Genomic DNA, 13,147 nt, shown 5'->3' with positions numbered 1-13,147 from the left:
AAAGAAAAGGAATGAGACAGGTGGCCAGTAATCAAAACTATCAGTTCACATTAACAATTAAACATACGGACTATATTGTCAGGGATCACCGGGTGCATGGCACCCGGATTATACCCGGTGTCACATTTTTAGATATGATATACCGTATGGCGCTGAGCAAAGGTTTGCCTATTGAAGAACTCGAGTGTCAGAATATTTTGTATTTGGAACCTGTAGCAACATCGGATACCTTTGACAGAGAAATCCGCATCCGTTTTCAGGGATTGGAACAGGGATGGGAAATTCAGGCGAAGAGCAGAAAGGTAAAAGATGACCGCATCCTGGATGAAAGCTGGGATGAGAATATGACCTGCAGGCTCATGCAGAAATTCCCGGAAAGCATGAGTTCAATTCATATCGATGAAATCAAACATGCCTCCGTCCGTGAAGCCGATATGGAGATATGTTATGACTATTTAAAAAAGGTTGATATAGAGCATTTTGAATTTATGAAGAGTCCGGGGAAGGTTTATGCGTCTGATCATTCTGTACTTGCAGAGTTGTCGCTCAGCCAAATTGCCAATCAATATACCGGCTATTTTCAATTGCATCCCACTTTTCTTGATGCGTCTACCATCATATCGATCCTTTATCAGGCATGTCCCGAATATTTTACACAAGGATCTCCGGCAAGCCGGATGAAAACGTATATTCCCATTCATATTGAATCTTTCCGTATGACGAAGCGCCTGGAAGACAGGTGTTATGTGTACATAGAGAAGCAAGACCAAAATCATGATTCAGGGGATGTCATCCAAGTAAGCTACGGTTTGTACGATGCATACGGGGAGATGATCGCTTATTTTACGCGGCTGTCTGTGAAACATATTCGCTCAAAAGATTTAATTGAAAACCTGAAGCAGACTCGTTTGGAAACTGAAGCGGCTTCTCAGCCAAAAGACAGCCTGATCAGAAAAGATTCAATCATAAATCAAAGCGAAAGCATCGAGACACACCTTAAAGAATTAATATCCGGGGTTTCAAATATAGATCTGCGTGACATAAGGACAGACATTGGTTTTTATGAACAGGGCCTGGATTCAGCTTCTTTGCTTGCCATTGTTAAAGAACTTGAAAACAAAACAGGGGAACAGCTGTATCCTACACTCCTGTTTGAGCAGAAAACGATCCGGGAACTCGCCGCGTATATTAAAGAAAATCAAAGAATGTCCAGTTATTTCTTAACGCGAAATCAACCGGCTGAAAAGCCTGACATGAAAGAAAGTATGAACGAAAATCTTTCCGCTCTTATAACAGAAGGAGACATTCAGCAGCTGATCGCAGATATCAAAGGGACTGCCCCTGAAACACTCTCTGTTGTAAAAGGTTTTTATGAACAAGGCCTCGATTCCGTAACACTTATGCAAGCCGTAAAGGCATTGGAAGAGAAAACAGGCAGGGAACTGTACCCTACTTTATTGTTTGAGTATCCGACGATTCAAAAACTTGCAAACTATTTTGCAGAGAGCGGCGAAAAAACTTCCGTTGAAAAAGACCTCCCTCTTCATCATGGAGAGAATCATTCGGCTCTGACCTATTTAACGCCGCATTGGAGACAAAAGGCTGCCGCTTGGGACCCGAATTGCGGAAATAAAAAGAAAAGAACATGCCTGCTGTTTCAATATGACAGAGAGCTTTTTCATTTTATGCGGGAAAATGCTGAAAATGGATTCGAAAATACACAGATCATTCTCGTTTTATCAGGGAATCGTTTCTCCTATCACGGAGACGGTGTTTATGAGATAGATCACAGGGAGGAAGCTCACTTTGACAGGCTTGCAGCTGATCTGAAAAAAAGGGGGCAAATGCCCGACACCGTGGTTTACGGGTGGCCGGAAGGGTCATTTGCCGGCCCGGAAAAAATAAGTGAACAGCTTTCTAAGGGGGCTTACCCGCTATTCTTTTTCAGCCGGGCATTGATGCGCAGCAAGACGGAAAAAAAGGTTGTATCGCTTTTCCTTTATCCGGCGGATCATAAAAATGATCAGCCGCTTTACGCTTCAGTCCATGGCGCAGGGCAGTCTATTGTGCTTGAGAACCCGAAACTGGCCCTTAAGACAATCGGGATATCAGTTTCAGACAAGTCATCGTTGCCGGAACTTACAGCTGAAATCATCAGAGTCGAATCTACGGAAGCGCATCCGGGAGAAACCGATCTTTATTATGAAGGAAATGTGCGCTGGGTCCGTGCCTTACGGGAAGCAGAACCGGCTCCAAACTCAGATTTCTCCTTTAAAGAAAACGGAGTATACATGATTACAGGAGGGGCCGGCGGCTTAGGCCTTATATTTGCAGAACATATCGCAGCCCAAACGAAAGCCAATATTATTTTAGCGGGCCGTTCTGAGCTTACGGAAGACAAAAAGAACAAAATCAGCCGAATGAAAGCAGGCGGTTCTTCGGTTCAATATATAAGAGGTGATTTTTCAGATAGCCGTGATGCAGAGCGAATCATAAAAACCATTAAAAGGCAATTTGGAGAAATCAACGGTGTGATACACAGTGCCGGTGTGACGCACGACGCTTTATTGATTCAAAAATCAAAAGATGAAATTCAGGAAGTAATCGCTCCGAAAATAAATGGGACGGTCTTATTGGACAGCTTGCTGCAAACCGAACCTTTGGACTTCTTTGTGATGTTTTCATCAAGCACCTCGATGTACGGGAATATCGGACAGACGGATTACGCATTGGCCAACCGGTTCATCGATCTTTTCGCTGAGTGGCGTGAAGGAATGAGGCGGAAAAAAGAACGCTCCGGCGTCTCAGTAGCCATCGGCTGGCCGCTATGGGAAGACGGCGGCATGAAAGTGGATAAACAAACTGAAAAATGGATGAAACAAAAAATCGGTATGGTTCCTCTTAGTAAAACCAACGGGATCAAAGCTTTTCAAGATTCACTCTCTCTGAACGCATCACAGCTGATCGTGTTTGAAGGTGACAAAGAAAAATTGGAATCTGCACTTCAAGATACCTTCATAGAGGATGAAAGCCGTGAGATCCAAATAAATGAAACAGCTGATACAAGGCATGAGGACATTGCCATTATCGGATTAAGCGGAAAGTATCCGATGGCTGAAGACTTACCTGAATTTTGGGAGAATTTAAAGAGCGGAAAAGATTGTATTACAGAAATCCCGCCTGACCGCTGGAATATGGATGATTTCTTCAGCGAAGACAGAGATATGAAAGGGAAGTCTTACAGCAAGTGGGGAGGTTTTATCAGCGGAGCCGATCAATTTGATCCGCTTTTCTTTCATATTTCCCCAAGGGAAGCAGAACTTATGGATCCCCAGGAAAGGCTCTTTTTAGAAACGGCCAAACATTGTTTTGAAGACTCAGGGTACCCGAGAAACATGCTGGAAAAGATGAAAGTCGGTGTATTTGTCGGTGCAATGTGGGGCCAATATCAACTATTTGAAGGAGAAGAAAATGGAGTGGCTTTCTCGCCGGCGTCCGTCTATTCTTCAATTGCCAATCGGGTGTCTTATTATTTTCATTTAAAAGGTCCGAGTTTGGCTCTGGATACAATGTGCTCTTCATCACTGACCTCTATTCATTACGCATGCCAAAGCATACATTGCGGAGAGAGCGATATGGCATTAGCCGGCGGAGTGAATTTGTCAATACATCCGAATAAATATAAGTTCCTCAGCATGGGACAGTTTCTATCAAGTGACGGCAGATGCCGGAGTTTTGGAAAAGATGGAAGCGGTTATGTTCCCGGAGAGGGAGTCGGGGCCGTATTGTTAAAACCATTGAAAAAAGCAATAGACGATCAAGATCAAATATACGGTGTGATTAAGGGAAGCGCCGTTAACCATGGAGGAAAGACGAGCGGGTATTCCATACCGAATCCGGATGCGCAGGCGGAGGTCATTTCAGAAGCGCTTCGTAAAGCTGACATTGATCCGAATACCGTCAATTATATTGAAGCGCATGGAACGGGTACGTCATTAGGCGATCCGATTGAAATTCAAGGACTGAAAGATTCCTATCAATTGAACCATCCTTGCGCCATCGGTTCGGTTAAATCAAATATCGGACATTTAGAATCTGCGGCAGGAATCGCTGCGGTAACGAAAGTGCTTCTCCAAATGAAGAATAAGCAGCTTGTTCCTTCTCTGCATTCCGATATTGTTAATCCGTTTATAGATTTTGATCAGGTTCCTTTTCAAGTGCAGCGGAAAGCGGCTGAATGGAATATTCCGCAAAACAGCAATGCTGTTCATCCTTTGAGAGCCGGGGTAAGCGCTTTTGGGGCAGGAGGAACAAACGCGCATCTTATATTGGAAGCGTATGAGCCGCCAAAAGCTTTTGATCATCAAAGCGGCCGAGTGATCTTTGTTTTATCGGCTCAAGACAAGCAACGGCTGATAAAATATGCGAAGGTTATGGCTGATTTTCTATCAGAAAATGAATCGAAGGATAACAATCATAAACTGCGTCTTCAGGATATTGCCTATACACTTCAGACGGGACGCGATCATATGGAAGAACGGCTGGCGATAGTGGCAGATTCCGGGCGGGTCATTGCTGAAGAGCTTTCAGCTTATACCAGGGGTGAAAAAAGCAGCTTAAGCTATACCGGTAATACATTCGAATCAGAAGTTCACAATGAAATGCCTCACGTTTGTTCAGATTACGCCGAAGCAGCATCCAAATGGGTAAATGGAAGAAAGATAGATTGGGAGACTTTTGAGGTGAATCGGAATGCTCGCAGGATTTCTATTCCGGGACAACCGCTGATCAAACAGCGGTATTGGATAGCGGAAAAAGGGGAAGCACTTGTTTCAGCGGATATGAGTAAGCCGGGTCACCCTTTCTTGGGGAGTAACACGTCCGATTTTAATCAGTTCAGTTTCACGAAAAAAATCACCCGTAATCATCCGTTCGCACTAAGTCTGTCTGAAGGAAACGTGTCCTTTTTCCCTTATGCATCTTTGGCTGAAATGGCTATTGTCAATGCAGCGGCGGCATTTGGACAACCAGTTCATACATTGACTGATTTATTGTGGACCGAAAGCATGAACGGAATGACTGATATACGGGAACTGATGATTACGCTGACGCCTGAGCGCGACTTTGCGCGGTTTGACATATATGCAAACACAAAAAATGAGAATAAAGTACGTCTTGCCAGGGGAAATGCGCATATTGTTAAGCCTGAAAGCGGTATGCTTCCTGAAGCGCTTGATATTGCTGAAGTAAAATCAAAAATGACTGAACATCCGGCTGAAGCGCCTTTTGTCATTGAATCAGCGAAAAACAGTGACGGAATGCTGTCGCTTCATTCATTGCCGGATGAGCTTTATGCAAAAAGAGAGAATTTTACGATCTCTCCTGAAGCGCTTGAGTCCGCGATTCAAGCCAGTGCGTTTTTTGTCAGTGGAGAAACCTTCCCGGAATTGATCGGAATGGGAGCGGCGGATGTCTATCACCCTCTCGCTCAAAATTTTTATGTCTATACTCAAAAAGAGAACCGGCAGAACAGCCGTGATGTAACGTGTCATATGACATTTACAGATGGAAACGGAAGCATTCTGGCAGAGTGCAGAGATGTGAGATTCAGATATGGTCATGAAAAAGACACTGTTCAGACGGACGACGAACTCATTCGTCTCCTGCGTCAATTGGAAACCAATGATATTGATCAGAAGGCTGTATTGAAACAATTAATGGGGGAAGAATGATGAACGGAAAACGTGAACAACTCAGCGATATTCTTGATCTGATTCAAACAGGACAAATGTCGGCTGACGAAGGCTATGCCCGTGTGACATCCATTCAGAATCAAAAATCACGGGCATCGAACCATCCGCTTTTATATTACAAGCCGGAATGGACTGAATCTTTCATTCCAAGTAAGAAGAGCGTACCCTTGACGGGATTGCTCCTGATTTTTGCAGAAAATGAACGGCAAATACAAGAATTGAGCGGTTTGTTTAAGGACTGTACTCTCTTGTTTGTTATCCGCGGAAAAGAATTTGCTGTTTTACATGATGATACGATTTGTATGAACCACGTGAAAAAAGACGATTATCTAAAGCTGTTCCGATACATTCATGATCATTTTCAGCTGCCCGAAAAGATTCTTCACTTGTGGTCTGATTCTCAGGCTGACATGAGGAAGGAAGGTATACAGAAACAATTGGAAAACGGATTGTTTTCTCTTCTGTATATTACACAGGCGCTGATTGAACTAAAATGGAAAAAGATAATAAAGCTGACGCATATTTTTCAAACAGAGAATAAAGAACAACTGCCGCTGCATCATGCTCTCGGCGGATTGGTGAAAACTGTTCACCAAGAACACCCCAATTTTCACTATCAGATTATCAATATCACGCAATCAGAGGGTGCGGGAGCCGCTCTTCCAGCAATAGCGGATATATATCAGAGAGAGTGTGACGAAAAACGGGATATCCATTTTGAAGTGCGCTATGAAAACAGCAGACGTTTTACGAAAAGCTATAATAAAGCCGGCTCATTCGATTTAACCCAGCCGCTGAAACATCATGGGAATTATCTGATTACAGGAGGCCTGGGCGGTCTCGGTTATATTCTGGCAAAACATCTGTCGGAAAAATGGAAAGCGAATCTCATATTGACGGGGCGCTCTGATTTAACTGAAGAGCAGGAGAAAAAGATCGAATATTTAAGAAGTTCAGGTTCAACAGTTGAATATATCCGATCTGATGTTTCAAAACAAAGTGATGCTGAACGGATGTTTGCTTTTGCAAAAGAGCAGTTCGGCACCTTACATGGAGTATTTCACAGTGCCGGCGTACTCCGTGACTCTTTTATCTTAAGAAAGACAAAAGAAGAAATTGATCAAGTCACAGGTTCGAAAGTTTATGGCACGCTGTGGCTGGCGGAAGAAATCAAAAAAATGAAAGTTGAATTACTTGTCTTGTTTTCATCCACATCGGCAGTCTTCGGCTCAGCCGGCCAATGTGACTATGCTTTCGCCAATGCCTGTTTGGATCAGTATGCAGCAGTTATGACCGCAAAAGAGTCTGCCGAAAGGATAGTGTCAGTCAATTGGCCGCTATGGACTTCCGGCGGGATGAATATTGACGATGAAGGAATATCCTACATGAAACAGGAACTCGGTCTTGACCCGTTAGATGACGGTGACGGAATACAGGCTCTGGAGAACAGCTTGTGTCAATCATCTGAACAGCTGATTGCCCTGAAAGGCCGTAAAGAAAAGATTGAGGATGTGCTGAAGCGTGCCGGCACAATCAGCTTACATTCAGACCAGCAGGAAGATGCCGATTTGCAAAACGATGAATTAAGACAAAATATCATCAGTTATCTGAAAAATATAATGTCAGAGGAATTGAAATTACCGGTCTCACTCATAGATGAAAAACAATACCTGGAGAAATACGGCATTGATTCAGTTATGATCATGCGTCTGACCAAAAAGCTGGAGCAAAGTATCGGCAGATTGTCGAAAACATTATTTTTTGAATATCATTCAATATCGCAGTTAGCCGAATATTTCCTGAGTCATCACAGCGAACGAATGATGAAACTGCTGAAACCGGCCGGAACATCTGAACTTGTCTCATATCAAAAAAAGCAAAAAAGAAAACCAGTGGAAACAAAAGCGCCGGTACGCTCTGAAGGAGAAGGTTCAAAAGAGCACATTGCGGCCGATCCCCTTTCTGCTGATATAGCCATTATCGGTGTCAGCGGCAGGTATCCGGGCGCGGAAAACATCAGGGAGTTCCAGAATGTGCTGATGAATGGACGGGATTGCGTAAGCGAAATTCCTGATGACCGGAAGGAAATGCTGGAGGGAAGCTGCTATAAGTGGGGAGGTTTTCTGAAAAATCCAGACCGGTTTGATCCTTTATTTTTCCGGATATCACCGAAAGAAGCGGCTTTTCTTGATCCTCAGGAACGTCTCTTTTTAGAGACAGTGTACAATACCATAGAGGATGCGGGTTATAAACCTTCAGATCTGACCCGCAAAAAGGTCGGAGTATTTGCAGGCGTCACATATGGAAGCTATCAATTTTTCGGCGTTGAAGAATCACTTAAAGGAAATGAACTGGCCGTCGGGTCTCCATTTTCTGCAATAGCAAACAGAATATCATATTTCTTTAACTTTAAGGGGCCGAGTATGGCGGTTGATACAATGTGTTCATCCTCTCTTAACGCCATTCACTTAGCCTGTGAAAGTATACGAAGAGGAGAAAGCACACTTGCTGTTGCCGGCGGGGTCAATCTTACGCTTCATCCGAATAAATATACATTATTAAATCAAAGCCGCTTCTTTGCAAGTGATGGCCGATGCCGTACATTCGGCGAGGGCGGTGACGGTTATGTACCGGGAGAAGGAGTGGGTTCCGTACTTTTAAAGCCGGCGGCGGAAGCGGTAAGGGATGGAGATCATATTTATGCGCTGATTAAAGCGACAGCGGTCAATCACGGAGGGAGAACAAACGGTTTTACGGTTCCTAATCCAAATGGTCAGTCTGAACTGATACAGGAAGCGCTTCAGAAAGCTTGTATTGACCCTCGTACAATTAGTTATATTGAAGCTCACGGAACGGGAACTTCTCTTGGAGACCCGATTGAGATCACCGGGTTAACAAAAGCGTTTCGGGAATTTACGGAGCACACTCAATATTGTTCCATCGGTTCTGTCAAATCAAATATCGGCCATCTTGAGGCCGCAGCGGGAATTGCCGGTTTGACAAAGGTTCTTTTGCAAATGAAACTGAAAAAACTGTTTCCTTCCATCCATGCGGAGACGTTGAATCCAAATATCGATTTTAAAGCATCTCCCTTTTATGTACAGCGGTCATTGCAAGATTGGAAGAAACCAAAACTGCAGGAAAACGGAAAAACAGTAACTGTTCCGAGAAGAGCGGGGATCAGCTCATTCGGAGCGGGAGGAACGAACGTTCATATCATTATAGAAGAATATGAAGAAACAAACGTCTCAACAGAACATGTTGAGAACGAACCGCATATTGTCCTGTTATCTGCCAAAGACAATGAACGTCTTCTTGAGTATGCCGAAAACATGAGAGATTTTATCCAACGTTCACTAAGTCCTGAAGTAAAGGATAAGCAGCCTGATATGAGAGAAAAGGTGTATGAAGTACTCAAACCGTTTGTTTCGGAATTGCTTCATATCCATCCGGAAGAAATTAATATTGCTGATCACCTGAGTGAATTTGGCGTAGGGCCTTTGGAATTAAGTCGGATGGCGGATTTTATTAACGAAATGTTTCATATTGAACTCACGATGTATGAATTAACTGATTGCCCCTCCATTCAAGCGGTTACTGAATACTTATTGAAGGAATATGCCGGAGCGATAAGAAACCTGTTCCCGAATGAAGTGATGGAAGGCAGCCAATCGGAAAGCGTCGTTTTACGGGATCTGGCATACACTACACAATCGGGCAGAGAAGCGATGGAGGCCAGAGCGGCGATTACCGGTACGTCTCTTAAAGAAATGAAAGATAAATTATTTGAGTTTTGCCGCGGTGACAAGCAAGTTCCAGGCGTATATGTTCATCAGCAATCAGCAGATGCATTTGCTGAAAAAATGAAGGTGTTAACGGAAGGCACAGCAGGTGAATTGTTTGTAAAGACTATTATTGAGAACGGTGATGCGGAAAAGCTGGCTCAATTATGGGTTTGGGGGGCGGATGTCGACTGGAAATCCGTTCATCAACATTTACAGCAGCCGGGTAAACGGATCTCAATTCCGACTTATCCGTTTGCAAAAGAACGTTATTGGGTTCCGTCCAGGACTGAGAAGACAGAGATCCCTCAGCATTCTTTTCAACATCACTTGCAAAAAAAATGGAGGGAGAATCCGTTTGTAAATCCATCCGAAACAAAAGAGTACGGACTGACAGTAGCATTTGTAAATCAAGACACAGAATCAATTGCCCGCTCTATTTGTTCGGATATAGATCAGGAGAATCTGATTGTCATAAAACATCACTCTTCATTTATAAAACACTCTGATCAAATGTTTGAGTGTTCTTTATTAGATGAAAACCACGCATACCACGTTATCCGTGAGATCTTCTCGGGCGGTGAGCGGCAGGTACAAAATATATTTGATTTGTCAGATATCGGAAACCAGAGTGACAATCAGAACGGCATCCCATATGGTAAATTCTTATTTATACAAGAAATAATTAAGCGGAGTAAAAAGGAAACACCATTATCCATTTTACAAATCACCAATGGCTTGCAGGTATTTAAAGCGGAAAAACCAAAGCTGACGGGGGCAGAATCAGCGGCTTTTCTGAAAGCCCTTTCTGCGGAATACGGCTTTGTTCATGTGAAAACAATAGATATAGACAGCATGAAAGAAACGCATGAGCTGAAACAAATCTTTGAGAATGAAAGGCAATGTACCGGAGAAAATGAAGTATGCTACCGCAGCGGCGTCAGATATGTTCCGTATTTTGAAGAAGAAAGAATCCATACCGGCGGGCCTGTTTCATTTCCTGCGGATAAAGCCATCGTGATTACCGGCGGGACAGGGGGCATTGGCAGAGCAATAGCTGAAGATTTGGTGAAACGGGGAGTGAAAAAACTCGTGCTGACGGGTACGCGTCCATTACCTTTGCGAAGTGAATGGGATCATTTGCTGAAAGAGGGCAGACAGGACGAAAAGACAGTCAGCAATATAAAACTGTTTCAAAGTTTTGAAGAGAAAGGTGTCAACTATATGTATTACAGCGGTTCTCTCACAAATGAAGAGAAGCTGCGTTCATTCTTTCACCAAGTAAGCCTTGAATTTAAAGATATAAGCGGTGTCATACACTGTGCCGGACTGCACAGCGGCGGCAATCCGGCATTTATTCATAAAAGAATGAGTGAATTTAAGACGGTGTACGGGCCGAAAGTCACTGGACTTCAGAATTTGGAGCGGATTTTTAATAATAGGCCGCTGGATTTCTTTATTCTATTTTCATCAATTGCAGCACAGTCACCCAAACTGTCGAAAGGAATGACTGATTACGCGTCTGCAAACGCATATATGGACTATTTCGCGGCTTATCATTTTCAAAAGGGGAGAACGTATTTCACGTCAATCAATTGGCCGAGCTGGAAAGAAGTCGGAATGGGTACTGTGACGAGTCCTTTATATGATGAATTGGGACTGAACTCTCTATCCACACGGGAAGGACTGGCGATTTTGTATCATGCACTAGAGAGAAAATCGGCCAATATCATTCCTATCGTGAAAAAAGGAACAGTGTTTCATGCAGAAAGTCTCCTGAACATCAATAAAACCGGCGGAGCTTCGGTTCCAGTCCGAAGACAGGAGACTCCCGACACTTTTGATCATTCAGAAGGGCTTGTCAGTGAACTTTCTGCCGTATTTGCCGAGGAATTGAGCATTCCCCTTGAAAAGCTTAACCCAAATACGGATTTTCAGGAATACGGTGTGGATTCTATACTTCTTGTCAGCATTATACATCGAATAGAAGCAATGATTCAGAAAAAAATTGACCCTACTGTGCTTCTTGAACACAACACGATTCATGGTCTTGCGGAATATATCGGTAAGACGGCGCCGCCGTTGAAGAAACAAATCGAACAGACTGATTCTCAAAGCAGCAATCAGCAAGATATGCAGTCTGTGACGAGCCGAAATACAGAACCGCAGACGGCTTCCTCTGCAAAGATAGCTGTTATCGGAATCGGATGTAAGTTCCCTGGAGCGGCTGATAAAGAGGAATTTTGGGACAATCTGAGAAAAGGGAAGAATCATATTAAAGAAGTACCTGATTCCCGGTGGAATATAGAAGAAAATTACTCTCCGGTGCAGCAAAAGGGAAAAAGCATCAGCAAATGGGGAGGATTTATCAATGGAATCGGCAGCTTCGATCCGGAGTATTTCCGCATGGAAGAGGAGAAAGCCATCCAAACGGACCCGCTGATAAGACATTTCTTAGAAACGAGTGTACAGACTGTACGGGATGCCGGTTATGAAGAAACGGAATTATCGGGAAAAAAAGTCGGCGTATTTGTCGGTTCCAGAATGGGCGGCTACGGTCACAAACTGCCGAAAGAAAGCAGCAGCCACATCGTCGGGCTTAGTCAAAACTTTATTGCTTCACATGTGTCGCATTTCTTTAATTTTCACGGTCCAAGCATGGTTTCTGATACCGCTTGTTCTTCTTCATTAGTCAGCATTCATTTAGCCTGCCAAAGCATAAAAAACGGTGATTCAGAGATGGCGCTGGCAGGAGGGGCGGATCTGCTTTTGGATGAAATTCCTTACCTGATGTTAACAGAAGGAGGAGCTCTTTCGCCGGACGGTCAGTGTTTTACTTTTGATGAAAGGGCAAACGGTTTTGTACCCGGAGAGGGTTTTGGCGCTGTTCTGTTAAAACCGCTGGAGAAAGCGAAAGCTGACGGAGATCGGATATACGGTATCATTGAAGCATCAGCTATTAATAATGACGGTGCGACAATGGGAATTACGACCCCGAATCCTAAGCTTCAAGAGCAGGTTATTCAAGATGCATTTGAAAAAGCCGATATCACTCCCGGATCAGTCAGCTACGTCGAAACTCACGGCACAGGCACGATGATTGGAGATCCGATCGAGCTTCAGGCTCTGACAAAAGTATTCCGAAGAGACACAAACAAAACGCAATTTTGCGGAGTAGGAAGTGTGAAAACCAATATCGGACACTTATTAAGCGCTGCCGGAGCGGCAAGTTTCATTAAAGTGATTTTATCAATATGGCATAAGGAAATTCCGCCTACATTGAATTGTGAAACGCCAAATCCCCGCTTTGAATTTGAAAAGTCGCCTTTTTATCCGAATACAGAGCTGAGAAGCTGGAAGGATGGAAAACGGAGGGCGGGCATCAGCGCTTTCGGTTTTGGCGGAACAAACGCCCACCTTTTGGTAAGCGGCCTGGATGATTCATATCATTCCGTCAGAACTCCGCTGCCTCCTGCCGAGTTTGTCAGAAAAGAGTACTGGCCGGATTCAAATCGGAAAAAACAAATCAAACAGAATAAAAAACGGCTTCTTGAAATTATTGATGAAACAGAGTAGCACCTGCTCTGTTTCTTTACTTTGTAAAAGAAGAAA

At 43.7% G+C, this 13,147-nt stretch carries 2 protein-coding genes; both read left to right on the top strand.

What is annotated here, in order from left to right; genetic code table 11:
* Nucleotides 1-20 precede the first annotated feature (20 nt).
* Nucleotides 21-5,732 carry a type I polyketide synthase gene (locus BZ167_RS02140; protein WP_077391921.1) on the top strand — a complete coding sequence of 1,904 codons (5,712 nt, stop codon included), beginning with the start codon at nucleotides 21-23 and terminating at the stop codon, nucleotides 5,730-5,732.
* Complete coding sequence (locus tag BZ167_RS02135; protein ID WP_077391920.1) at nucleotides 5,732-13,111, top strand: type I polyketide synthase; 7,380 nt, start codon at nucleotides 5,732-5,734, stop codon at nucleotides 13,109-13,111. The genes BZ167_RS02140 and BZ167_RS02135 overlap by 1 nt, the downstream gene beginning before the upstream one ends.
* Nucleotides 13,112-13,147 lie beyond the last annotated feature (36 nt).

Origin of the sequence: Bacillus sp. 275 (assembly GCF_001999205.1) — a bacterium.
In the GTDB taxonomy this organism is placed as follows: domain Bacteria; phylum Bacillota; class Bacilli; order Bacillales; family Bacillaceae; genus Bacillus; species Bacillus velezensis.
The sequence above is the reverse complement of the archived record's forward strand: the minus strand, read 5'-3'. Positions and strand labels throughout refer to the sequence as shown.